The following is a 24,598-nucleotide window of genomic DNA, read 5'->3' as shown; positions in this document are numbered from 1 at the left end:
AAGAGATGGCATTGCAATCGCTGGATATCAAGCGCGTCTCGGCCACCACGACGCCGCCGCCCACGGCGCGCGAACCGGTGACCGGGAGCGTCGCGAAGCTGATCGACGTATCGAAGTGCATCGGCTGCAAGGCGTGCCAGACGGCATGCATGGAGTGGAACGACCTGCGCGACGAGGTCGGCACCAACGTCGGCGTGTACGACAACCCGGCCGACCTGACCGAGCACTCGTGGACGGTGATGCGGTTCTCCGAATACGAGAACCCGGCCGGCGACCTCGAATGGCTGATCCGCAAGGACGGCTGCATGCACTGCGAGGATCCGGGCTGCCTGAAGGCATGCCCGTCGCCGGGCGCGATCGTGCAGTACAACAACGGGATCGTCGATTTCCACGAGGAGAACTGCATCGGTTGCGGCTATTGCGTGACCGGCTGCCCGTTCAATGTTCCGAGGATTTCGAAGAAGGATCATCGCGCGTACAAGTGCACGCTCTGTTCCGACCGCGTCGCGGTCGGCCAGGAACCGGCCTGCGTGAAGACCTGCCCGACCGGCGCGATCGTGTTCGGCACCAAGGAGGACATGAAGCAGCACGCGGCCGAGCGGATCGAGGACCTGAAGGAGCGCGGCTTCGAGCATGCGGGGCTGTACGACCCGCAGGGCGTCGGCGGCACGCACGTGATGTACGTGCTGCACCACGCGGATAAACCGTCGCTGTACCACGGGCTGCCCGACGATCCGTCGATCAGCCCGATGGTGAGGCTGTGGAAGGGGATCGCGAAGCCGCTCGCGGTCGCCGGCATCGCGCTGACCGCGCTCGCCGGATTCTTCCACTACATCCGCGTCGGTCCGAACGAGGTCACCGCGGAAGACGAGGCCGCCGCCCGCGACGAGGCGCGACGCATCGAGGAGGACGCAAAATGAATCACGACGACCCCAACCTGATCGTCCGCTACACGGCGAACGAGCGCACGAACCACTGGATCACCGCGATCACCTTCGTGCTGCTCGCGTTGTCCGGGCTCGCGCTGTTTCATCCGTCGATGTTCTGGCTCACCGCGCTGTTCGGCGGCGGCCAGTGGACGCGGATCCTGCATCCGTTCGTCGGCCTCGTGATGTTCGTGTCGTTCGCGATTCTCGTGGTCCGCTTCTGGCACCACAACGTGCTCGACGCGGACGATCGGCAGTGGCTGAGGCAGATCGACGACGTGGTGACCAACCGGGAAGACAGGCTGCCGCCCGTCGGGCGCTATAACGCCGGACAGAAGCTGCTATTCTTCACGTTGGTGGCGTGCCTGCTGCTGCTCCTGCTGTCGGGGATCGTGATCTGGCGGCGCTACTTCTCGTTCTACTTCCCGATCGGGGTGATCCGCGCGGCCGCTGTCGTGCATGCCGTGGCGGCTTTCGTGCTGATCGTGAGCATCATCGTGCACATTTACGCGGCGTTGTGGGTGAAGGGTTCGATCGGCGCGATGGTGCGCGGCACCGTCACGCTGGGCTGGGCCCGCAAGCATCACCCGAAGTGGTTCCGTGAAAGCGTGAAATAACGCACCGGAGCGGAACGGTTCGCCGATTGCGGCGTACCGTTTCGCCACCCGCCGGAATCGCCAGAAGCGCCGATTCGTCGGCGCTTGTTTGGGGGCTGTTTGCGCATGGAACGCGCATGCGAATGCCCGAAATCGCTCGTAGGGCAAGAAGTGAGGAGCGCCGTTTGGCCGAGCCAAACAAGCGACGAGCGACGCCGCCCTATGAGCGATTTCGGGCATTCCCCTAAAATAGATTATTGGTCACGGGTTGCCACGAGAAGGGCCGCTCGCCACGTTGCACTCCTTGCGAATACGTCAGTATTCGCGGCGTCGCGCGCCTCGCGAGCGGCCCTTCTCGTGGCAACGCATGCGCGTTCCATGCGCAAACAGCCCCCTTGGAAGACATATTTGTGACACAACGCATTCTCGAACCGACCGAGATCTCGGCGCTCGATCATTCGGCCATTCCGCGCTTTCGCCTGCCAGAGCGCGCCACCGTGTTTTCGGCGCGCGCCGCGCGGCTGCGCAAGCTGGCCGACCTGAACCCGATCAGCGGCTACCTGCGGCTCATGGCCACGGTGGCCGATGCCCAGCATGCGACGCTGCAGACGCTCGAGCTGCCGCTGCCGTCGAAGGAAGCGATCGCACGTGCGCAGCAGCATTCGATGCCGCTCGTGCCCGCGCTCGGCGGCGAGCGCGATCCGCGCTGGCGCGCGGTGCTGTATGAGCTGCTCGACCGCGTCGAAGGCGCCGGGCTCGTCAACCCGCAGCTCGCGAAGCTGCTCGACCGGCTGCGCCTGATGGCGCCCGCCGAACTCGATGCGCAGGCCGAGGCGATCCTCGCGCTGCGCTTCGCCGAGGTCGACCCGGCTACCGCGCCGTTCCTGATGGCCGCGCTGCAGGTCGTCTGGACCGATCTCGCGAGCCGCATCGCGCCGGCCGAGATCCCGTATCTCGACCAGCCGGGGCTATGCCCCGTGTGCGGCACGCATCCGGTCGCGAGCGTCGTGCGCGTCGGCGGCCAGTTCCAGGGCTACCGTTTCCTGCAGTGCGGGCTGTGCACGACCGAGTGGCACATGGTGCGCACGAAATGCTCGCACTGTGACTCGACCAAGGGCATCGCTTACCACGGGATCGAGGGCGGCAGTGAAGCCATCAAGGCCGAATCGTGCGACGAATGCAAGACGTATCGCAAGATCGGCTACCAGGAAAAGGACTACGAGTTCGAGCCGCTCGCGGACGATCTCGCAAGCCTCACGCTCGACCTGCTGATGAACGAAGCCGGCTACCAGCGCAGTTCGCCGAACCCGCTGCTGTGGCCGGACATGTCGCGCGAAGCGGATTGACGGCAGGCAGCCGGGGCGGGCGCGCGAGCACCGGCGCCGGCGGCCGCCCCCCTCATGGAAATGGAGCCACCCCTACGTGAGCGAACCGGGTTTGAATGAACTGAATGCCGTCCTCGCGCGCGTACCGTCGGTCGAGCGCGTGCTGTCGTCGGCGCCGCTGCAGCCGCTGCTCGCCGACTATGGCCGCACGCGCGTGCTGAACGCGGTGCGCGCCGAACTCGAACGCTGGCGTACCGCCGCGCAGCAGGATCCGGCGGCGGCCGAGCCGCTCGACGAGCAGCGTATCGCGGCTGCCGTCGCCCGCACGCTGGCCGCGCGGAGCGCGGGTGCCGTGCGCGCGGTGTTCAACCTGACGGGCACCGTGCTGCACACCAATCTCGGGCGCGCGCTGTTGCCCGACGACGCGGTGCGCGCGGTGGTCGACGCGCTCACCCAGCCCGTGAACCTCGAATTCGATCTCGCCACCGGCCGCCGCGGCGACCGCGACGATCTGATCGACGATCTGCTGTGCGAACTGACCGGCGCGCAAGCCGCGACCGTCGTCAACAACAATGCCGCGGCCGTGCTGCTGACGCTGTCGGCGCTGGCAACGAAGAAGGAAGTCGTCGTGTCGCGCGGCGAACTGGTCGAGATCGGCGGCGCATTCCGCATTCCGGACATCATGAGCCGCGCCGGTGCGAAGCTGCATGAAGTCGGCACGACCAACCGTACCCATCTGCGCGACTACGCCGAGGCCATCGGCCCGCGCACGGCGATGCTGATGAAGGTGCACTGCAGCAATTACGCGATCAGCGGCTTCACGAAGGAAGTGACGCTGGCCGAACTCGCGCCGCTTGCGCGCGAGCACGGGCTGCCGGTGGCGGTCGATCTCGGCAGCGGCACGCTCGCCGATCTGTCGCAATGGGGCCTGCCGCACGAGACGACCGTGCAGGAAACCATCGCGGCCGGCGCGGACCTCGTCACGTTCAGCGGCGACAAGCTGCTCGGCGGGCCGCAGGCCGGCCTGATCGTCGGCGATCGCGCGCTCGTCGCAAAGATCAAGAAACATCCGCTCAAGCGCGCGCTGCGCGTCGGCAAGCTGACGCTCGCCGCGCTCGAACCCGTGCTGCGGCTCTACCAGGCACCGGAATTCCTGTGCGAGCGGCTCACGACGCTGCGGCTGCTGACGCGGCCCCAACGTGACATCGCCGAGGCCGCCGAACGCGTGCGGCCGGCGTTGCAGGCCGCGCTCGGCAGCGACTTCGACGTGCGCGTCGAGCCGATGTTCAGCCAGATCGGTAGCGGTGCGCTGCCGCTCGACCAGTTGCCGAGCGCCGGGCTCGTCGTGCGCACGCCGGACGGCAAGCGTGGCGGCCGTGCGCTCGCGCAGCTCGAGAAGCGGCTGCGCGAATGGCCGCGTCCGGTGATCGGCCGTGTGGCCGACAATGCGCTGCGACTCGATCTGCGTTGCCTCGAAGCTGCCGACGAAGCGACATTCGTCGCGCAATGCGTGCGGATCGAAAAGGCCCACTGAATGATCGTCGGGACTGCAGGACATATCGATCACGGCAAGACGACGCTCGTGCGGGCGCTGACGGGCGTCGACACCGACCGCTTGAAGGAAGAGAAGGCGCGCGGCATCTCGATCGAACTCGGCTATGCGTATACGCCGCTCGAGAACGGCGACGTGCTCGGCCTGATCGATGTGCCCGGCCACGAGAAGCTGGTTCATACGATGGCGGCCGGCGCGTGCGGAATCGACTTCGCGCTGCTCGTGATCGCCGCCGACGACGGCGTGATGCCGCAGACCCGCGAGCATCTCGCGATTTTGCAACTGCTCGGCGTGACGCATGGCGCGGTCGCGCTGACGAAGTGCGATCGCGCCGACGCCGCACGCGTGGCGGCGGTGCGCGACGAGATCGCCGCATGGCTGCACGGCTCGACGCTCGATGGCGCGCCGATCTTCGAAACCTGCGCGACGCGCGAGGACGATCCGGGCGTCGCCGCATTGAAGCGTTTCCTCGCCGATGCGGCGCTCGCGTGGCGCGCGCGCCGCGACGATGGCCTGTTCCGGCTCGCGGTCGATCGCGTGTTTACGCTCGCCGGGCAGGGCACCGTCGTGACGGGCACCGCGTTCGCGGGCCGCGTGGCGACCGGCGACACGCTTGCGGTCGTGCGCACCGGCGCGGCGGCGCGCGTGCGCAGCATTCATGCGCAGAACCGACCGGTCGACGCAGGCCGCGCGGGCGAGCGTTGCGCGCTGAACCTGGCCGGCGTCGACAAGGCGGACGTCGAACGCGGCGATACCGTCGCGGATGCGCGGCTCGTCGCGACGTCGCCGCGGCTTGACGTTGAACTGACGCTGCTGGCCGATGCGGGACTCACGCTGACGCACTGGGCGTCGCTGCACGTGCATCTCGGCACGCTGCATCGCGTCGCGCACGTCGCGCTGCTCGACGGCGATACGCTTGCGGCCGGCCAGAAGATGCGCGTGCAACTGGTGTTCGACGAACCCGTGTTCGCGCTGCCGGGCGATCGCTTCATCGTTCGCAATCCGCAAGCGACGCGCACCGTCGGCGGCGGCCGCGTGCTCGACCCGTTCGGTCCCGCGCGCAAGCGCCGCACGCCCGCGCGCCGCGCATGGCTCGACGCACTGGCGGCATGGCTCGACGAAGGGCGGCTCGATGCGCTGCTCGCGCAGGCGCCGCTCGGTATCGCCCGAACGATGCTCACGCACCTCACCGGGTATGCGCCCGACGTGCTCGCGTTGCCGGACGATGCGCTCGCGATTGGTCAGCGCGACGCCGCGTCGAACGACGGCACGGTGATGGCGCGGGCGCACTGGCTGGCGCTGCAGGCGCGCACGATCGACACGCTGCGCGCGTATCACGAGCGCGTGCCGGACGAGCAGGGGCTCGACGCGGCACGTCTGCGGCGGATGGTGGCGCCGCTCGTCGGCGATGCGCTGTGGCGTGCGCTCGTCGATGCGCTGGTGGACGGCGGGGAGGTCGCGCGTAGCGGGCCCTGGCTGCATCTGCCGTCGCATTCGGTGAGTTTCGATGCGCGCGAGGAAGCGCTGGCGCGGCAACTGCTGCCGCTGATCCACGCCGGGCGCTTCGATCCGCCGTGGGTCCGCGATCTGGCGCGCGACACGGGCACGGCGGAGGAGGCTGTGCGGGCGCTGCTGCGCAAGCTCGCGCGGCGCGGCGATGTGCAGCAGGTCGTGCGTGACCTGTTCTATCACGCGGATATCGTGCGCGAGCTGGCCGGCCTCGTTGCGGATCTCGCGCCGACGCGCGGCGGCGGGCTCGATGCAGCGACGTTTCGCGACGCGACAGGGCTTGGCCGCAAGCGTGCGATCCAGATTCTCGAATTCTTCGATCGGGTTGGGTATACTCGCTTCCACCGCGATCTCCACTTCCTGCGGCCTGACAGCGGTTGGGCGAGTATTCAGGCGTAACGCGCTCGGCGTTCTTCTCGTTCTTGTGGTTCTTGTGGTTCTTCTCTCGTCGGAAGGCATTCGTATCCGGTGGTACGGCTGGACTTCAAATCCAGTTGGGGGTGTCAGACACTCCCGGGTCGGTTCGACTCCGGCTGCCTTCCGCCATTTCGCACTTCCACCACTCTCCGATCGTCTGGTATTGCGACCTCCATGATTGATGTCGGCAAATGCGCTGTCTCCGACGCACGGGCGGCGGCGAATGCCGGACAAGCGGGCTACCCCTCCTCTTGGTGAGCCCGTTTGGCGAGCCCGATCACCGTCGAGACGAGTACGATCAGCAGCACGAAAGCAAGGACCAGATAGCTCGGCGCATCCCGGCTCACGCCCGCGAGTGCGTGGTCGGCGACCGCGGACGCGGTTACAACGTTCAGGCCATAGACGATGAACCATCCGTTCAGAATCGCCAGGGCGATGGTGACCGTCAGCAATACGAAGCGAGCGTGATCGGGCGGCGGCCCGGCGGCGTGGTGCCTGTGCCGCCGGACTCGATCGTGTTTTTGATCGTCGTGAATGAACGAGCGATGACGCAAGGCTCAGCTGTTCGGAACGCTGTTGCCAGAACGCACGTCGACGTCCGTCAGGCCGCCCCCGAGCGCCTTGTAGAGCGCGACCGCGTTGTCCAGTTCAGCGTTGCGCAGATCCAGCAATGCCTGACGCGCGGCATACAGCTGCCGCTGCGAGTCGAGCAGTTCCAGCCGATCCTCGATGCCGGCGCGATAGCGCAGGTTCACGAGATCGGTGCGGCGCTCGGCGCTCTTGACGACCCGGGATTGCGCGTCGATCTGGCGGCTGAAGGTCTCGCGCCCGGCGAGGCCGTCGGCCACTTCGCGGAACGCGGTCTGGATCGCGCGTTCGTACTCGACCACCGCGCTGGACTTGCGCACTTCCGCGAGATTCAGTTCGGAGCGCAGCCGGCCGCCCTGGAAGATCGGCAACGTGACCTGCGGCGCGAAGCTCCACACGCGCTGGCCGCCGTCGAACAGGCTGCCCAGCCCCGGGCTGAGGAAGCCGATCGACGAGGTCAGCGACAGGCGCGGGAAGAACGCCGCGCGCGCCGCGCCGATGTCGGCGTTGGCGGCGACGAGATTCTGCTCGGCCTGCTGGATGTCCGGCCGGCGGTACAGCAATTCCGACGGCAATCCGGCCGGCAGTTGCGTCATCACCGGCTGGCGTTCCAGCGACAGCGGGTCGGGCAGGGTCTTCGGCAGGTCGGTGCCGACCAGCAACCGTAGCGCGTTGCCCGCCTGCTCGACGGCGCGCGAGCGCGCTTCGAGATCGGCGCTGGCGCTCGCGACCTGGCCTTCGGCCTGCGCGATGTCGACGCCGCTCGCCTGGTCCGCGAGCTTGAGCCGGCGCGCGAGATCGAGCGACTGGCGCCAGTCGTTCAGCGTGCGTTCGGACAATGCGCGCTGTTCCTGCGCGAGGCGCTCGGCGAAATACGCGTTGGCCACGGAGCCGACGAGCGCGATCTGCACCGCGCGGCGGCCGTGATCGGTCGCGAGGTAGCGCGCGAACGCCGCATCGGACAGCGACTTCACGCGGCCGAACAGGTCGATCTCGAACGCGCTGACGCCGACGTTCACGCCGTACTGGTTCTGCGTGTTTTCGAGCAGCGGCGGGTTCGATTGCGAGTCGGCCGCCGTGCGCTGGCGCGTGAAGCTCGCGCCGGCGCCGATCGACGGCAGGCGCGCGGAACGCTGGATGCCGTACTGCGCTTCGGCAGCCTGGACGTTCAGCGCGGCCAGGCGCAGGTCGCGGTTGTTCTCGAGCGCGAGCTCGATCAGGCGCTGCAGGCGACGGTCGCCGAACATCGTGCGCCAGCCGAGATCGGCCGCGTTCGCGTGCTGGTCGGCCGCGGCAGCGGTCGTATAGGCGGTCGGCACCGGCATCCCGGGCTTGACCAGCTTCGGCGCCATCGAGCACGCCGACAGCGCGAGGGCGGTGGAAACCGCGGCGGAAAGAATAAGCAATCGCATGGCATCAACCTTCTTGTTCGTGGGTCACGGCGGCGGGCTTCTTGCGGGGTGCCAGCCATGCCGAGATGCGTTCCTGGATGCTCATCACGAACACGAAGAAAACCGGGACGAAGAAAATGGCCAGCACGGTGGCGGTGATCATGCCGCCCAGCACGCCGGTGCCGATCGCGTGTTGCGTCTCGGAGCTGGCGCCGGAGGCGATGACGAGCGGCACCACGCCGAGCCCGAACGCGAGCGACGTCATCAGGATCGGGCGCAGGCGCAGCTTCGACGACTGCACGGCAGCCTCGATCAGCCCCTTGCCTTCCTCGCGCAACTGCTTCGCGAATTCAACGATCAGGATCGCGTTCTTCGCCGACAGGCCGATCACGGTGATCATCCCGACCTTGAAGAACACGTCGTTCGGCAGTCCGCGGAGCATCACGGCACCGAGTGCACCGATCAGGCCGAGCGGCACCACCAGCATCACCGACAGCGGAATCGCCCAGCTCTCGTAGAGCGCCGCGAGCACGAGGAACACGACGACCATCGACAGCGCCATCAGCATCGGCGCCTGCGATGCCGACTCGCGCTCCTGCAGCGACTGGCCGGTCCAGGCGACCGAGAAGCCCGGCGGCAACTGCGCGGCCAGACGCTCCATCTCGGCCATCGCCGCGCCGCTGGAGTAGCCGGGCGCCGAACCGCCGGAGATGCGCGCGGACGGGTAACCCTGGAAGCGCACCATCTGGAGCGGGGCTTCCGACCAGACCGGACGCACCACTTCGGACAGCGGCACCATGCCGCCGGTCGCGTTGCGCACGTAGAGCTTCATCACGTTTTCGATCTGCATGCGTGCCGGCGCATCGGCCTGGATGATCACCTGCTGCATGCGGCCCGCGTTGGGAAAGTCGTTCACGTAGGTCGACCCCATCGCGGCCGACAGCGTGTCGCTGATGGTCGTGAACGACACGCCGAGCGCTTCGGCCTTCTCGCGGTCGATGTCGAGCTTCACGCTCGTACCAGTGGGCAGGCTGTCCGGATAGACGCCGGTCACCACCTTGCTTTGCGCGGCCAGTTCGAGCAGCCTGGTTTCAGCCGCCTTGAGCACCGCGTAGCCCTGGTTGGCGCGATCCTGCAGGCGCATCGTGAAGCCCGAGCTGGTGCCCAGCCCGTCGATCGCCGGCGGCAACAGGCTCATGACCGTGCCTTCGGTCACGCCGCCCATCGCTGCCTGCGCGCGCATCGCTTCGTCCAGCGTGGATGCACCGCCGCGCTTGTTCCAGTCCTTCAGCACCGCGTAATTCAGTGCCGCATTCGAGCCGAGGCCGGAGAAGCCGTAGCCGATGATGGAGATGCTCGACTCGATGGCCGGACGCGATGCGAGATGCTTCTCGAGCGCCTTGACCACGTCGCCGGTCCGCTCGACGGTCGAATCCGCCGGGAGCAGGAAGCCGGTCATGAAGTAGCCCTGGTCTTCCTCGGGCAGGAACGACGACGGCAGCATCCGGAAGCCGAACACCAGCGCGGCGGAAATCGCGACGAACAGCAGCATCACGCGCCCGGTGCGGCCGACCAGCCGGCCGACGCGTGTCTCGTACCATTGCGTGAGGCGGTCGAAACGGCGGTTGAACCAGCCGAAGAAGCCGCGCTTCTCGTGGTGCCCGTGTTCGACCGGCTTGAGCATCGTCGCGCACAGGGCCGGCGTCAGCGTCAGCGCGAGCAGGGCCGAGAACATGATCGACACGGCCATCGACAGCGTGAACTGCTGATAGATCACGCCGACCGAACCGCTCGACATCGCCATCGGCAGGAACACGGCCGTCAGCACCAGCGTGATGCCGATGATCGCGCCGGTGATTTCCTTCATCGCCTTGATCGTCGCGTCCTTCGGCGACAGGCCTTCTTCCACCATCAGGCGTTCGACGTTCTCGACGACGACGATCGCATCGTCGACGATGATGCCGATCGCGAGCACCATGCCGAACATGGTCAGCACGTTGATCGAGAAACCGGTCATCAGCATGACCGTGAAGGTGCCGAGCATCGCCACCGGCGCGACGATCGCCGGGATCAGCGTGTAGCGCACGTTCTGCAGGAACAGGTACATCACCAGGAACACGAGCACCATCGCCTCGAGCAGCGTGTGAACGACCTTCTCGATCGAGATCTTCACGAACGGCGCGGTATCGAACGGGATCGAGTAGGCCATGCCGGACGGCATCGTCCTGGCGATCATGTCCAGTTGCTCGCGCACGGCCTCCGCGGTCTTCACCGCGTTGGCGCCCGGCGCCAGCTGCACGCCCGCGAAGGTGGCGGGTTTGCCGTTCTCGCTGTTGACGAAGGTGAACGCTTGCGGGCCGAGTTCGACCCGTGCGACGTCGCCGAGCACGACCTTCGAGCCGTTCGCATTCGCGCGCAGCACGATCTTCGCGAACTGCTCCGGCGTCGTGAGCTGCCCTTGCGCGGTGAGCGGCACCGTGACGCGCTGCCCGGACAGCGCGGGCGCCGCGCCGAGGCTGCCCGGCGCGATCTGAACGTTCTGCTGGCTGACGGCCGTCGTCAGGTCGTTCATCGACAGGCCGTAGGTGATCAGCTTCTGCGGATCGACCCAGATGCGCATCGCCTGTTCGGAGCCGAACAACTGCACCTTGCCGACGCCTTCGACACGTCGCAGGTCCTCGACGACGTTGCGCGCCATGTAGTCGGCAAGCGCGTTTTCGTCGTAGCGGCCGCTGTCCGACTTGAGGCCGACGAACAACAGGAAGCCCGTGGCGGCCGACTGCACGATCACGCCGTTTTGCCGCACGACGGGAGGCAGGCGCGGTTCGACCGACTTGAGCTTGTTCTGTACTTCGACCTGCGCCATCGCCGAATCGGTACCGGGCTTGAAGGTCGCGGTGATCTGCGCCTGACCGGAGGTATCCGCCGACGATTCGAAATACAGCAGGTTTCGCACGCCGGACAGCTCGCGCTCGATGAGGCTCAGCACGCTGTCGCTCATCGTCTGCGGCGTGGCGCCCGGGTAGGTGGCGGTAATGGTGACGGTCGGCGGCGCGACCGACGGGTAGCGCGCAACCGGCAGTTCGGGAATGGCGATCAGGCCCAGCAGGATGATGAAGAGGGCGATCACCCATGCGAAGACCGGGCGCCGGATGAAGAATTGGGACATGACTTGAGGCTCCCGTGACTCAGTGCGCGGAAGCGGTTTTGACCGCCTCGGGCGCCTTCCATGCGGTCGCCGTCACGGTCGCGCCGTCGCTCAGGCGTTCCATGCCTTCGACGACGACCTTCTGGCCTGCCTGCAGGCCCGACTTGATGCGGTAGCTGCGGTTCGTCAGCTCGCCCACCTCGACGGCCTTCAGATGCGCCTGGCTCTTCGCGTCGAGCACCCAGACCTGCGGCTTGCCGCCTGCGCGGACGATCGCCTGTTGCGGCACGGTCAGCGCGTTGTCATAGTGCCCACGCGGGATGCGGGCACGCACGTACATGCCGGGCAGCAGCTCGCGCTTCGGGTTGTCGACCAGCACGCGCAGCAGCACGTCGCCGGTGCCCGGGTCGACGTTGACGCCCGAGAACAGCATGCGGCCCCTGACGTCGTAGCGCGAGTCGTCGCCGCGCAGCACGTCGACCGGCAGGCCATTGCCCGTCGCGTCCGGCTGGGCCGCGAGGGCGCCGCGCAGCGATTCGAGCGAGGCGGCCGGCTGGCGCACGTCGACGTATACCTGATCGATCTGCTGGATGCGTGCCATCGGCTGGCTGTCGCTGCTCGCGACCAGCGCGCCCTCGGTCACGAGCGCCTGGTCGATGCGGCCCGTGATCGGCGCTTCGACGGTCGCGAACTTCAGGTCGAGCTGGCGTCGTGCGAGCGTCGCGCGGGCCTGTGCGACGTCGGCGGCGGCCTGGTCGCGTTGGGACACCGAGTCGTCGTACACCTGCCGGCTGATCGCGTCGGCCTCGACCAGCGGTTTGAGCCGCGTCGTCTGCACCTTGGCCCGTTCGAGCGCGGCTTGCGCGCGTTGCAGGGCCGCCGCGGCCGTATCCATGTCGGCCTTGAACGGTGCCGGGTTGATCTGGAACAGCGGCTGGCCTGCCCGCACTTCCGTGCCTTGCTCGAACAGCCGTCGCTGCACGATGCCGTTGACCTGGGGTCGGATCTCGGCAATCCGGACCGCCGCGACACGGCCGGGCAGGTCTTCGGTCAGATCGAGGCGCGAGGCGGCCAGCGTCATCGCCGCAACCGGGGTGGCCGGCGCGGCGGCCTGCTGTTCGGCGGGCCCGCAGCCCGCCAGCATTGCCGCCGCCAGCGCGCATACGGCGCCGTAGCAGCGTCGTTTGTGATTTTTCATGTGGACTCCTTGGGACGCGGGCGACGATGGCCCGCATTGTCGGTTCGAGGACGGCGTCGACGGTGCCCGCGTCGCAGCCCCGTGCAACTACTGAGTTGCCGCAAGTTTTCGGTTGTGATCAAATGACCATGTCAATTGACCAAGGGCGCGTAGTCTATCCCAAAACCGGAAGTCTCGTTCTCAGGGGCATGTGCATGCCGGGAGTGTTCGGCGGAAGCGGAGGGGAGGCGACGACAGTACAGGTGTGCCCGGATCTAACCGCCAACGTCCGCATGAAGGAAACGTCAATGGAAATGTCCCCGCAGTCGATGCTCTTCGAAACCGTTCCGTCAATTCTTCAGGAGTGGGGCTGCGTGCGCCGCTTGGGTCAAGTAATGGCGGCATGGACGGAGCGCCGCAATGTCCTGATCGTTACCGACGCAGGGCTGCACAAGGCGGGCGTGCTGGAGCCGGCGAAAGCGTCGTTGGCGGCCGGGGGATTCCGTGTGGCCTTGTTCGACGAGGTCGTGGCCGACCCGCCCGAGATCGTGGTATCGCGCTGCGTCGCGTTCGCGCGCAGTGCAGAGGTAGACGTCGTCATTGGCTTGGGCGGTGGCTCGTCGATGGACATTGCAAAACTGGCTGCCGTCCTGATCGTCTCGCAGCAATCGCTCGCGGACATGTACGGAATCGGCAACGTTCGGGGCGCACGCCTGCCATTGGTGCAAATCCCCACGACGGCTGGCACCGGGTCGGAAGTCACCAACATTTCCATCGTTTCGGTAAGCGAAACAAACAAGATGGGGATCGTGTCACGTCAGCTGTATGCCGACCGAGTGATCCTGGACGCCGAACTGACTGTCGGTCTGCCGCGCAGTCATACGGCTGCGACCGGCATCGATGCGGTGGTCCACGCCATCGAGGCGTATACCAGCAAGCACAAGAAGAATGCGATTTCCGACGCGCTGGCGCGGGAAGCACTGCGTTTGCTGGCAAACAACCTGATCCCGGCTTGCGAGAACGGCGAAGATCAGCGTGCGAGGGAGGCCATGCTGCTCGGCGCCACCCTGGCGGGGCAAGCGTTCGCCAACGCGCCGGTGGCCGCGGTTCATGCACTGGCGTATCCGTTGGGCGGCCATTTCCACATCCCGCATGGTTTGTCGAACGCATTGATGCTGGCCCCCGTCCTGCGTTTCAACGCGGAAGCGGCCGCTCCGCAATATTCGGAACTGGCAGACGTCGTAGGGGCGGATGGAAACGGCGATGCCCACGCGCGCACGACCGCATTCATCGGATTCGTGACCGACCTGATCGAACGATCCGGCGCACCGCGACGCTTGCGCGACGTGGGCATCACGCGTTCGAGCCTGCCGACACTCGCGGCGGATGCGATGAAGCAGCAGCGCCTGCTGCAGAACAATCCGGTCGTTGTCACGGATGCCGATGCGTTGCGCCTGTATGAGCAGGCCTATTGAACCGACGCAGGCCGATCCGTCGTCGCCGTAACGTTAATGGAGAGAGTGCACCGTGAACACTGTAGAAAAGGTTGAGCATCACGAGGTCGTCATTCTGGGTGCCGGCTTCGGCGGCCTTGGAATGGCGGCCCGCATGAAAATCGCGGGTATCGACGACTTCGTCGTGTTGGAGAAGCGTCCCGAGCTCGGTGGCGTCTGGCTCGACAATTCGTATCCCGGCGCGGCATGCGATACCGAGTCGCACCTGTATTGCTACAGCTTCCATCCGCACTTGCGCGTCAGCGCGATGTATGCCGGCAGAAACGAACTGCTCAATTACCTGAAATCGCTCGCCGCGCGGTTCGGGCTGGCAGACCACCTGCGGTTCAATCGCGAGATTTGCCGCGCGCAATGGGATGCGGCTGCGCGCCTCTGGCGGTTCGAGCTGGACGACGGATCGCGGTTGACCGCTCGCTTCTTCGTGCCGGCGTGGGGACAACTGAACCGGCCGATGACGCCGGCGGTGCGCGGCCTGGCGAGTTTCAAGGGCGACACCTTCCACTCCGCGCAATGGCGGCACGATGTGGACCTGAGCGGCAAGCGCGTGGCGAGCATCGGCAACGCCGCGAGCGCGGTGCAATACGTGCCGGCGATTGCGCCGAAGGTCGCGCAGCTTACGGTGTTCCAGCGCAGCGCAAACTGGATCATGCCGCGCAACCAGATCATCTTCTCGAAAGAGCAGCTCGATTCGTACGAGCAGGAGCCTCGTCTCTTCGAGGAGAGCCGGAAATCGCTGCACGCGTTCCGCGAGTCGGGATTCGAGCGCACGCGGATGGGTTCCAATGCGCAGACGGAAGGCAAGAGCCTCGCGTTGGCGCATCTTCATCGGCAGGTGTCCGACCCGGTACTGCGCGAGAAGCTGAGGCCGGACTATGAATACGCATGCAAGCGGATCCTGCGGTCGGACGACTACTACCCGGCGCTCATGCGTGAGAACGTCGCGCTCGAAACGGCAGGTGTGGAGGCGTTCGTCGAAGACGGTATCGTGACGCGGGACGGCCGTGTTCTGCCGTTCAACGTGGTCATATTCGGCACGGGCTTCGAGAGCCAGGCATTCCAGGGCAGCCTGCAAGTGCGCGGCACGAGCGGCACGCTGGCGCAGGCGTGGGAACACGGGCCGGAGGCCTATCTTGGCATCACGGTGCCGGGCTTTCCCAACATGTTCATGCTGTACGGGCCGAACACGAACCTGAACCACAACTCCATCGTGTCGATGCTCGAGATCCAGCAGAACTACATCATCGATGCGATCGGCGGCATGGCCGCGGCGGGTATCGGCGCGGTCGACGTCGACAGGGCCGTGTTCGACGAATACAACGACAAGCTGCAAGCGGCGATGGCCGGCTCGGCGTTTTCCGCCGGCTGCTCGAGCTGGTACAAGAACGCGCAGGGCAAGGTGATCAACAACTGGCCCGGCACGGTGGACGAATACCGTGCCGCGACGCAGTGGGATCAAAGCGTGTTCGGTACGCTCTGAGCGGGGGATGCGCATGACATCGATGCCGTGGTTGCCGCTGACGGAAGTGGCCGACGATGCCCGGGACGCCGTGCGGACGTTCCGCGAACTGGGCGGACGGCACTACGGCAGCTTGCCCGTGGATCAATCGCGCGCGAACTTCGAGCGTGCGTGCGAACTGAACGGCCTCGTGGGTGACGACGCGGTGACTCATGACGACATCGCGGTTCCCGTCACGGGCGGCAGCATTCGGGTACGGCTCTATCGCCCGCGCAATGCGGCGGGTATCGGCTGCGATCCGCTCGTCGTGTTCATTCACGGCGGCGGGTGGGTGATCGGAAGCGTGGACACGCATGACGGCATTTGCCGTCATCTCGCACGGCATGGCGGGTGCCCGGTCGCGTCGGTGGAGTACCGGCGATCGCCGGAGCACCGGTGGCCGGTCCCGCTCGAGGACTGCGAACGGGCGTTGGACTATCTGATTACACACGCCCCGGCGCTCGCGATCGATGCGTCCCGGGTGGTGCTGGCCGGCGACAGCGCCGGCGGCAACATGGCGACGATCATCGCGAATGCGGGATCGGCGGCGCGCACCGCGATCGTCGGGCAGCTCCTTTTTTATCCGGTGACGGACCTGACCGCATCGCTGCCGTCATATCGACGGATTCAAGGCGGATTACCGCTGGTGTCCGAATCGATGCGCTGGTTCCGCGACCACTACGTGCCGGCCGGCACGCCGCTCGATCTTGCGCGCCTGTCTCCGCTGCTGCATGCGGAGGGCCGGCGGCAGCCGCCGATGTTCATTGCAACCGTGGGGCTCGACCCGCTGTGCGACGAGGGCGTGGCATATGCATCGTGCGCGGCGCGTGCCGGCAGCGAAGTCGAGCATCACCATCTGCCCGCGCATCATCACGGCATCGTGACCGCGGCCCGTCATATCGCGACAGCGCGCTATTTGCTGGAACGCGCCGCCGCCTTCGTTCGGCGGCTGGCCGAAAGGGGCAGTGTCGGCGTCTGACGCTTGGGTCCGCGCATTGCCGTGCGAACAATGCGGCTTGCGACGGATCGGCAGGACAGCGCAGCGCTCTCGCATCGTTCGACGCGCGCCGGCGTGCCCGACGTGCGTCCAAGCGCGAAGCATCGCGCGATCATTCAAAAGAGGACAGAGGAGATTCGGTATGGAAAAGATCTGGCTTGCTTCCTATCCGCCAGAAGTGCCGGCAGAGATCGACTGCAGCGCGTATCGATCCGTCAGCGAATTGATCGACGCAAGCTTCGACAAGTTTCGCGAAAGCCCCGCGTTCGCGTGTGACGGCACGCTGATCACGTATGGTGAACTCGACGCGATGTCGCGCTCACTGGCCGCGTGGCTGCAATCGCGAGGGCTCGAGCGCGGTGCGCGCGTCGCGATCATGATGCCGAACGTGCTGCCTTACCCGGTGTCGATCTGTGCAGTCCTGCGCGCCGGCTACGTCGTCGTCAACGTCAATCCGCTTTATACGCCCCGCGAGCTGGAACACCAGCTGAACGATAGCGGCGCCGAGGCGATTATCCTGCTCGACAGTTGTGTTGCGACGCTGGACGCCATCATCGCGCACACGCAGGTGAAGCATGTGCTGGTCGCCACGCAGGGCGGCCCCACCGCGACGACGCAGGCGCCGGGCGCGCATACGACATTCGACGACGCGATCGCGGAGGGCCGCGAGCGCCCGTTCGTGCCGGCTCGCCTGTCACCGGACGACATCGCGTTTCTCCAATATACGGGCGGGACGACCGGCGTGTCGAAAGGGGCGACGCTGTTGCATCGGAACATCGTCGCGAATGTATTGCAGGCGGACGTCTGGCTCGAGCCCGCGCGCAGTTGGCGCCCCGACGTGAAGCAGTTCATCACGGTGGCGGCCCTTCCGATCTATCACATCTTTGCGCTCAACATCTGCTGCCTGTCGACGATGTACACGGGCGGGATGTGCGTGCTCGTTCCGAACCCGCGCGACATCGGCGGGATGATCGCGTCGCTCGCCGGATACAAGATCACCACCTTCCCGGGCGTGAACACGCTGTATAACGCGATGCTCCATCATCCCGACTTCTCGCGTCTCGATTGCTCCAATCTGCTGCTGGCCAACGGCGGCGGGATGGCCACGCAGGAAGTCGTCGCAAAGCGCTGGAGGGAAATGACCGGCGCGCCGATCATCGAAGGATACGGGCTGTCCGAGACATCGCCGTGCGTGACGGTCAACCCCGTTGCACGCGGCGAGTTCAACGGCACGATCGGCCTGCCGTTGCCGTCCACCGACATATCGATCCGGGACGACGACGGCAACGAACTGCCGCCCGGACAAGCCGGCGAGCTGTGCATCCGCGGCCCCCAGGTGATGGCGGGTTACTGGCGGCGGCCGGACGAGACCGCGAAAGTGATGACCGCGGACGGCTTCTTCCGGTCGGGCGACATTGCGTCGATCTCGGCGGACGGCTTCGTGCGAATCGTCGACCGCAAGAAGGACATGATTCTCGTGTCCGGCTTCAACGTCTATCCGAACGAGATCGAAGAGGTCGTCGCCAAACACCCGGGCGTTTACGAAGTCGCGGCGATCGGCGTACCCGACGAGCACTCGGGAGAGGCCGTCAAGCTGTTCGTGGTCAGGAAAGCGCCCGAACTGACGGCCGAGGACCTGATGGCGTTCTGCAAGGGCCAGCTGACCGGCTACAAGCGTCCGAAAAGCATCGAGTTTCGCGACAGCCTGCCAAAAAGCAACGTCGGGAAAATCCTTCGGCGCGAGTTGCGGGTGACGAACGCCTGACGCGATGAGCCGCACCGATTCCCGTAGCTCGCGCTGCGGCTTGCTCGAACGATCGTGTAATGGAAAGCCCTGATTCAAATTGCTGTTCGACTGCATAGACTGGGAACCATTGAACTTGGTCAAGTGACCATGTTCGAGATGACGAAACAAATCGGAATACGTATCGCCGTGGCCCGCTTGCCCGTCGGTCGGGTGGTTCGGCGATCTTCCCGGGTTTGGCGCGTGATCGCTGGCATGCACTGGTGAGCGTCTTCGTGCCTTACGGTCAAATGACCAAGTCGTGTGATCTTGCCGCGCGGCGTGACGGATATCTTCAATAACTGGTCATCGGAGGGATCTCATGACTGAGAAACAAACAGCTGCGTGTTCGCATGAGCACGTAGATGTACTAATCATTGGAGCGGGAATCTCGGGGATCGATGCAGCATGCCATCTCCGCATGAACCTGCCGGGGCGCTCGTTCGCCATTCTGGAAGCCATGGACGGATTCGGCGGGACCTGGTGGACGCATCGTTACCCCGGCGCACGGTCCGACAGCGACCTGTACACGTACGCATTCGGATTCCGCCCGTGGCAGGGCCGCTCGATCGCGACGGCGGAGGAGATCCACGGCTATCTCGGCGAAGTCATCGACGAGTATGACCTCGGTTCGAAGATCCACTACGGGCATCGGGTTCAAACGGTGAACTGGTCGAGTGAACACAAGCGCTGGACGGTCGAGGTGTCGCGCAACGATACCGGCGAACGTTTCACGATGACCACCGGCTTCCTGTGGCTGGGCGCAGGGTACTACGACCATCGTCAGGGCTTTACCCCCAAGTGGAACGGGTTCGATCGTTTCAAGGGAACGGTCGTTCATCCGCAGCACTGGCCCGAAGACCTCGACTATGCCGGAAAGCGCGTGATCGTCATCGGCTCGGGCGCAACCGCCGCGACGCTGGTTCCGGCACTGGCCGGCACCGCGGCGCACGTGACGATGCTGCAACGGTCGCCGACGTTCTTCACGGCGGTGCCGTGGACCCACCAGCTGGACGCAACGCTTCGTGAACTCAACCTTCCCGACGAATGGCGCTCGGAGATTCTGCGGCGCGCGCACCTGAAGCAGACCTTCGACCTGATCAACCTGTCCACGGCGAACCCGGACGCGGTGCGCGACTGGCTGATCAACGAGACGCGGCAACAGCTGCCGGAAGGGTTCGACGTCGACAAGCATTTCAATCCGAGCTATCGCCCGTGGCAACAGCGCGTGGCTGCCGTCCCCGACGGCGATCTCTTCGCGGTCATCCGGGACGGGAAAGCATCGGTCGTGACCGACACCATCGAAGCGTTCGACGAAAGCGGCATCACGCTGGCATCGGGCGAACACCTCGACGCGGACATCGTCGTGACGGCCACCGGCTTCGACATGAGCGCTTTCGGCCAGATCGCATTCCGGCTCGATGGCGCTCCGGTCGACATGAGCAAGCGCGTGTCGTACCGCGGGATGATGATCGAAGGTATCCCGAACATGGCGTTCGTCTACGGCTACTACCGTTCGAGCTGGACGCTGCGTGCCGATCTCGTCTGCGAATTCACGTGCCGTGTACTCGCGCATATGGACAAGGTCGGCGCGAAGACGGTGGAGCCGCGCCTGCGTGACGAAGACGCCGACATGCAGCGGCTGCCCTGGACGGATCCGAACAACTTCAATGCCGGGTACGTGATGCGCTCGCAACACCAGATGCACATGCGCGGCGATCGCATGCCGTGGCAGCACCACTTCGAGTACGAGGAAGAGCGCAAGACCATTCCGGAGCTGAGCCCGGACGCCGAAGTCCTCGTGTATCGCTGATCCCCGCCCAACGTTCGATTACAAGGTGATGTCATGGCACTCGATTTGCATCTCGCGGGTTTTCTCGAATCCTTTGCCGGGTCCGGCGCGAAACCCTTGCCGCAGTCCACGCCGGAAGAAGCGCGCGGACTGATGCTGCATCTGGCGCGCGCCGTTCGCGCACCGGAAGCCGTGGTCGATCTTCACCGCGTGGAAGACCTGACCGTTCCCGGCGCGGCCGGCTCGCTGCGCGCACGGCTCTATCGTCCGAGCGCGGAGCGCCATCTGGCGACGGTCGTCTATCTCCACGGCGGCGGGTTCGTCATCGGCGATCTGGATACGCACGACAACATTTGCCGGGAGTTGGCCCGCGGCGCGAACGCGGTCGTGGTCTCGGTGGACTACCGCCTGGCGCCCGAGCACCGGTATCCGGCCGCGGCGGACGACGCGATCGCCGCGACCAGATGGGTGATCGCGAACGCGGGAGAGCTCGGCGGAAGCGACGTCGTGGCGGTGGCCGGCGATAGCGCCGGCGGCAATCTGGCGGCCGTCGTGACGCAGCAACTGCATGCCGACGGCATTTCGCTGGCCGCCCAGTTCCTGATCTATCCGGCGGTGGCGGGAGATCGCTCAGGCTTTCCGTCCTTCACGGAAAACGGTGAAGGCTATCTGCTCGACCGCGAGACGATCGCGTGGTTCGAACGGCATTACGTGGCCGACGGGACGAACCCGCAGGATGCACGGCTCGCGCCGATCCACGCGAAGGACCTCGCGGGGTTGCCGCCGGCGGTCATCGTGACCGCCGAATATGACCCGCTGCGCGACGAGGGCGAAGCATACGGCCGCTTGCTTCACGCCAGCGGCGTCAAGGTCGACACGATCCGGTCCGACGGCATGCTGCACGGCTTCTTCGACATGGGCGCAATCTCCCCCGGCGCGCAGACGTGGATCGACAAGGGCGTCGCAAGTTTCCGGAAGTTGCTCGACGGCGCGCAGCACCGTTGATACGTCGGCGGTCGCGATCTGAATCGCGCTTATCGCCATTCCGTGGCCGCATGCGGTTCGATGGGGGATCTCCATCGTTGCCGATGCGGCCACACAGTTCTGATGCGTGACGGAATGAAGCCGATCGCACACCGGCTCGAGGGAGTTGCGACGCGAGCGGCGGAATCGATGCATCAGATAGTTGCTTGTGAAGCGCTCAGGCATCTATCCAGGACACAGACCCGTGAAGAACTCATTCGATTATCTTGTTGTAGGCGGCGGCTCGGCAGGCAGTGTGCTGGCCTCGCGCCTGACCGAAGACCCCGATGCGACGCTCTGCCTCTTCGAAGCGGGCGGCACCGGCAACGGATGGCCGATCAACGTGCCGGCCGCCCTGGTGCTGATGATCCCGTCCCGGCTGAACAACTGGGCGTTCGAAACCGTGCCGCAGAAAGGGCTGCAGGGGCGGCGCGGCTATCAGCCGCGCGGCAAGGCATTGGGCGGATCGTCCGCGATCAATGCGATGGTGTACACGCGCGGCCATCATGCCGACTACGACGACTGGGCCGCGCTCGGCAACGAAGGCTGGGGCTGGAACGACGTCTTTCCGTACTTCAAGCGAAGCGAGCATAACGAGCGCCTCGGCAATGACTGGCATGGGCGCGGCGGCCCGCTCTGGGTGAGCGACCTGAGGACGGACAATCCGTTCCAGGCGCGTTGGCTGGAGGCCGGACGGCAGTGCGGCCTGCCCATCACGGACGACTTCAACGGTGCGGAGCAGGAAGGCGTCGGCATCTATCAGGTGACCCAGAAGAATGGCGAACGCTGGAGTGCCGCGCGTGCCTATCTGTTTCCGCACATGAACGCGCGCGGCAATCTGACGGTGGAAACCAATGCGCAGGTCCGGCGCATCGTGTTCGACGGCAACAGGGCCGTGGGCGTCGAAGTCACCCGCGCGGGGAATGTCGAGACGGTCTGGGCGAAAAAGGAGGTGATCCTTTCGGCGGGTGCATTTCAGTCGCCGCAGTTGCTGATGCTGTCCGGTATCGGTCCGAAGGACGAACTTCAGCGTCACGGGATCGACGTCGTGGCCGATCTCCCGGGTGTGGGGCAGAACCTGCAGGACCACCCGGACTTCGTCGTCAGCTACAAGACGAACAGCCTGGATGCGCTCGGCATATCGGTACGCGGTGGGCTCAAGACACTGGCCGACATCAGGCAATACCGGAAATCGCGCAGCGGTACGCTCACCACCAATTTTGCCGAAGGCGGCGCGTTCCTGAAGACGCGTCCCGATCTCGAGCGGCCGGACGTGCAGATGCACTTCGTCGTCGGCCCCGTCAGCGATCACGGACGCAAAATGCATCTGGGACACGGCATCTCCTGTCACGTATGCGTGCTGAGGCCGAAGAGCCGCGGATCGGTGAAGCTGCGCAGCGCGGATCCGCTGGATGCGCCGCTGATCGATCCGGCATTCCTCGATCACAGGGACGATCTCGACGTTCTCGTCGAGGGATACAAGCTGACGCGGCGCTTGATGGCGGCGCCGGCCATGTCGGCGTTCGTGACGGAAGATCTGTATGCGTCCCGGTCGCGCTCGGACGAAGACATACGCGCGCTGCTGCGCGAGCGGACCGACACCGTTTACCACCCGGTGGGAACGTGTCGCATGGGGAACGACGCGCTCGCCGTCGTCGACGCTCAATTGCGCGTGCGGGGCACGGAGGGCCTGCGTGTCGTCGATGCGTCGATCATGCCGACGCTGGTTGGGGCAAACACGAACGCGCCGACGATCATGATCGGAGAGAAGGCGTCGGACCTGATTCGGGGGATCTCGCGATTTTCCGGCGGCCATGCCGCAGTGAAAGCCGGAATTGGCGTTTGACGATCCTTTCTCGCGCCGGCATGCGTCGGCACGAAAGCCTCGATCGTGCACGGACGTTGCGGCAGCGTCGCATGCGCTGCAACGTCCGCTGTCGGAAGGCCCATCAACTCATCGCTCAGCCGATCAACCCCGATCGGCGTGCCCCGGCCCGGCTGACGACATGGGTTCGTCATCGGCTTCCATGCCCGAATGGCTTCAGCGCATCGTGCCGAGCGCCATCTTCAATTCGTCGTGTCATGTACTGGCGCCTGGAACGCTATCCGGCGCTTGAGCGCGGTCCGCAACACGGTCACGCGCCCGTAACGATGTGATATAGAGCACGGCTGACAGGAGGATGGGTCGTCGTTGGGCAATCAGCGGCAAGCTTCGCGGCACGCAGACAGCACTTCGTCCACATGCCGCTTCCGCATCGGGTTCTTCTCGTATCCGCGACACGCGCGCCCCGTCGCGCGATGACTACACCATCTGTCTCGGGCGGGACGACGTCGACGCAGCGAGCCGCGCTTTTCCATCGCGGCCCGCTGCGCCGATCGGACATCGAGTCGTTACCGCGAGATCGCCCCGTCGCGAGAGAAAACCAGCCATTTGTCGCCAGGCGACGGGAGTGCGGCCGTGTAGGTCGTCCCGGTGTCGGTATGCACGCGCTTGAATGTCTTTCCGTCATCGGCGCTTTGTGCCTGCACCCCGTCGACACCCACGGCCAGCACGGTCGAGCCGCTGGACGTGAGTGCGGTGATCGAGTTCCTGGTATCGAGCGCTGCGCGTGACCAGGTGTGGCCGTTGTCGTCGCTTCGCATCAACGTGCCGCGCAGTCCGCCGACTAGCAGCACACCGTCGGGCAGCGCGACGCCGCACCAGAACGAGCCCTTGTAACCGGTCTCGATCGTCTCCCACGTATTGCCCTTGTCCTTCGACACGAGGAGATGCCCTTTCTCGGCGGTCGCGAAAATATCGCCGTTGCCGTTCGAAAAAATACCGAACAGGTTCAGGTCGGACTTCTTGCCGTTCGGAAGAACGGGTTCCTTTTTCGTCCAGGTCTTGCCGCCGTCGTCGGTGACGAGGATCAGCGACCAGAGCCCGACGGCCACGCCGTGGTTCGCATCGACAAAGTGAACGCCGAAGAGGGGGCGATCCTCGGTCGCCGCGAGCCGCTGTAGCTGCCAGGTCTCGCCGCCGTCGGTGGTCTTCAGGATCGCGCCCCAGTGGCCGACGGCCCAGCCCGTGTTGGCGTCGATGAAGCTGACCGACGTCAGCGTCGAGCTCACGGGTACGGCCTTGGCCTGGCGGTACGTCGCGCCGCGGTTGTCGGACAGCAGGATGATGCCGTTCGCACCGACGCTCACGACCCGCGGCCCCGCCCACGTTGCATCCAGCACGGCCGACTGCGTCGCAATGCTCGACTGGACGGCCGGCACGGCTTTGAGTTCCGGTGCGGATACCGCGCATTGCATGCCGCCCAGCAGTGTTGCGCCGACGACGATAGCAGCCGAAATGGCGCGCATCTTGTGATTCATGATCG

The 24,598-nt window shown here is 65.8% G+C and carries 17 protein-coding genes and 1 tRNA gene; 13 read left to right on the top strand and 5 right to left on the bottom strand.

Annotated elements, in window-relative coordinates; all coding sequences use genetic code 11:
- Window positions 1-5: 5 nt before the first annotated feature.
- The 6 genes from fdxH to SB771_RS01445 all read left to right on the top strand — a co-directional run bounded on the left by fdxH (window position 6) and on the right by SB771_RS01445 (window position 6,454).
- On the top strand, window positions 6-920 hold the full coding sequence (gene fdxH / locus SB771_RS01470) for a formate dehydrogenase subunit beta (protein ID WP_011658409.1): 915 nt from the start codon (window positions 6-8) through the stop codon (window positions 918-920).
- Complete coding sequence (locus SB771_RS01465; protein ID WP_175659527.1) at window positions 917-1,543, top strand: formate dehydrogenase subunit gamma; 627 nt, start codon at window positions 917-919, stop codon at window positions 1,541-1,543. Before fdxH ends, SB771_RS01465 begins: the two co-directional genes overlap by 4 nt.
- A gap of 389 nt (window positions 1,544-1,932) precedes the next feature.
- Entirely contained in the window at window positions 1,933-2,868 is a 936-nt protein-coding gene (fdhE, locus tag SB771_RS01460; protein ID WP_175659526.1) for a formate dehydrogenase accessory protein FdhE, read from the top strand.
- A gap of 76 nt (window positions 2,869-2,944) precedes the next feature.
- Window positions 2,945-4,381, top strand: a complete 1,437-nt coding sequence (gene selA / locus SB771_RS01455; RefSeq protein ID WP_175659525.1) for an L-seryl-tRNA(Sec) selenium transferase — start codon at window positions 2,945-2,947, stop codon at window positions 4,379-4,381.
- Window positions 4,382-6,307: a selenocysteine-specific translation elongation factor gene (gene selB / locus SB771_RS01450; protein ID WP_175659524.1), complete on the top strand. Its 1,926-nt coding sequence runs from the start codon at window positions 4,382-4,384 to the stop codon at window positions 6,305-6,307.
- Between the two features lie 51 nt (window positions 6,308-6,358).
- Window positions 6,359-6,454, top strand: a tRNA-Sec gene (locus SB771_RS01445).
- Between the two features lie 110 nt (window positions 6,455-6,564).
- On the opposite strand, the gene SB771_RS01440 is transcribed toward SB771_RS01445, so the two are convergent.
- From SB771_RS01440 to SB771_RS01425, 4 genes are read right to left on the bottom strand one after another with little or no spacing between them, the layout of a single operon-like run.
- Window positions 6,565-6,879 (bottom strand): hypothetical protein, encoded by a 315-nt coding sequence (locus tag SB771_RS01440; RefSeq protein ID WP_175659523.1) that lies wholly within the window; start codon window positions 6,877-6,879, stop codon window positions 6,565-6,567.
- A gap of 3 nt (window positions 6,880-6,882) precedes the next feature.
- Window positions 6,883-8,325, bottom strand: coding sequence for an efflux transporter outer membrane subunit (locus tag SB771_RS01435; protein WP_175659522.1), 1,443 nt, complete (start codon window positions 8,323-8,325; stop codon window positions 6,883-6,885).
- Between the two features lie 4 nt (window positions 8,326-8,329).
- On the bottom strand, window positions 8,330-11,473 hold the full coding sequence (locus SB771_RS01430; RefSeq protein WP_175659521.1) for an efflux RND transporter permease subunit: 3,144 nt from the start codon (window positions 11,471-11,473) through the stop codon (window positions 8,330-8,332).
- A gap of 19 nt (window positions 11,474-11,492) precedes the next feature.
- Entirely contained in the window at window positions 11,493-12,650 is a 1,158-nt protein-coding gene (locus SB771_RS01425) for an efflux RND transporter periplasmic adaptor subunit (protein WP_175659520.1), read from the bottom strand.
- A gap of 287 nt (window positions 12,651-12,937) precedes the next feature.
- Here SB771_RS01425 and SB771_RS01420 point away from each other — a divergent pair, with 287 nt between their 5' ends.
- The 7 genes from SB771_RS01420 (at window position 12,938) to SB771_RS01390 (ending at window position 23,079) form a co-directional block, all read left to right on the top strand.
- Window positions 12,938-14,104 (top strand): iron-containing alcohol dehydrogenase, encoded by a 1,167-nt coding sequence (locus SB771_RS01420; RefSeq protein WP_175659519.1) that lies wholly within the window; start codon window positions 12,938-12,940, stop codon window positions 14,102-14,104.
- Between the two features lie 52 nt (window positions 14,105-14,156).
- Window positions 14,157-15,620, top strand: a complete 1,464-nt coding sequence (locus tag SB771_RS01415; RefSeq protein WP_175659518.1) for a flavin-containing monooxygenase — start codon at window positions 14,157-14,159, stop codon at window positions 15,618-15,620.
- 13 nt (window positions 15,621-15,633) lie between these two features.
- Complete coding sequence (locus tag SB771_RS01410; protein WP_175659517.1) at window positions 15,634-16,617, top strand: alpha/beta hydrolase; 984 nt, start codon at window positions 15,634-15,636, stop codon at window positions 16,615-16,617.
- A gap of 160 nt (window positions 16,618-16,777) precedes the next feature.
- Window positions 16,778-18,400 (top strand): AMP-binding protein, encoded by a 1,623-nt coding sequence (locus SB771_RS01405; RefSeq protein WP_175659516.1) that lies wholly within the window; start codon window positions 16,778-16,780, stop codon window positions 18,398-18,400.
- A gap of 340 nt (window positions 18,401-18,740) precedes the next feature.
- A complete protein-coding gene (locus SB771_RS01400) occupies window positions 18,741-20,231 on the top strand; it encodes a flavin-containing monooxygenase (RefSeq protein WP_175659515.1) in 1,491 nt (496 codons plus the stop codon).
- Window positions 20,232-20,276: 45 nt separating this feature from the next.
- A complete protein-coding gene (locus SB771_RS01395) occupies window positions 20,277-21,215 on the top strand; it encodes an alpha/beta hydrolase (protein WP_244096729.1) in 939 nt (312 codons plus the stop codon).
- 223 nt (window positions 21,216-21,438) lie between these two features.
- Window positions 21,439-23,079 carry a GMC family oxidoreductase gene (locus SB771_RS01390; RefSeq protein ID WP_175659513.1) on the top strand — a complete coding sequence of 547 codons (1,641 nt, stop codon included), beginning with the start codon at window positions 21,439-21,441 and terminating at the stop codon, window positions 23,077-23,079.
- A 545-nt stretch (window positions 23,080-23,624) separates the two neighbouring features.
- Here the strand turns inward: SB771_RS01390 and SB771_RS01385 are convergent.
- On the bottom strand, window positions 23,625-24,593 hold the full coding sequence (locus tag SB771_RS01385; protein WP_244096728.1) for a WD40/YVTN/BNR-like repeat-containing protein: 969 nt from the start codon (window positions 24,591-24,593) through the stop codon (window positions 23,625-23,627).
- Window positions 24,594-24,598: the final 5 nt, after the last annotated feature.

The organism is Burkholderia sp. SIMBA_051, assembly GCF_046534915.1.
Taxonomy (GTDB): Bacteria; Pseudomonadota; Gammaproteobacteria; order Burkholderiales; family Burkholderiaceae; genus Burkholderia; species Burkholderia ambifaria.
The sequence above is the reverse complement of the archived record's forward strand: the minus strand, read 5'-3'. Positions and strand labels throughout refer to the sequence as shown.

Excerpts from the sequence above, each read along its gene's own strand:
- fdxH (WP_011658409.1), top strand. The coding sequence starts at position 6 with ATGGCATTGCAATCGCTGGATATCAAGCGCGTCTCGGCCACCACGACG.
- SB771_RS01465 (WP_175659527.1), top strand. The coding sequence starts at position 917 with ATGAATCACGACGACCCCAACCTGATCGTCCGCTACACGGCGAACGAG.
- selB (WP_175659524.1), top strand. The coding sequence starts at position 4,382 with ATGATCGTCGGGACTGCAGGACATATCGATCACGGCAAGACGACGCTC.
- SB771_RS01435 (WP_175659522.1), bottom strand. The coding sequence starts at position 8,325 with ATGCGATTGCTTATTCTTTCCGCCGCGGTTTCCACCGCCCTCGCGCTG.
- SB771_RS01430 (WP_175659521.1), bottom strand. The coding sequence starts at position 11,473 with ATGTCCCAATTCTTCATCCGGCGCCCGGTCTTCGCATGGGTGATCGCC.
- SB771_RS01425 (WP_175659520.1), bottom strand. The coding sequence starts at position 12,650 with ATGAAAAATCACAAACGACGCTGCTACGGCGCCGTATGCGCGCTGGCG.
- SB771_RS01420 (WP_175659519.1), top strand. The coding sequence starts at position 12,938 with ATGGAAATGTCCCCGCAGTCGATGCTCTTCGAAACCGTTCCGTCAATT.
- SB771_RS01410 (WP_175659517.1), top strand. The coding sequence starts at position 15,634 with ATGACATCGATGCCGTGGTTGCCGCTGACGGAAGTGGCCGACGATGCC.
- SB771_RS01405 (WP_175659516.1), top strand. The coding sequence starts at position 16,778 with ATGGAAAAGATCTGGCTTGCTTCCTATCCGCCAGAAGTGCCGGCAGAG.
- SB771_RS01400 (WP_175659515.1), top strand. The coding sequence starts at position 18,741 with ATGACTGAGAAACAAACAGCTGCGTGTTCGCATGAGCACGTAGATGTA.
- SB771_RS01385 (WP_244096728.1), bottom strand. The coding sequence starts at position 24,593 with ATGAATCACAAGATGCGCGCCATTTCGGCTGCTATCGTCGTCGGCGCA.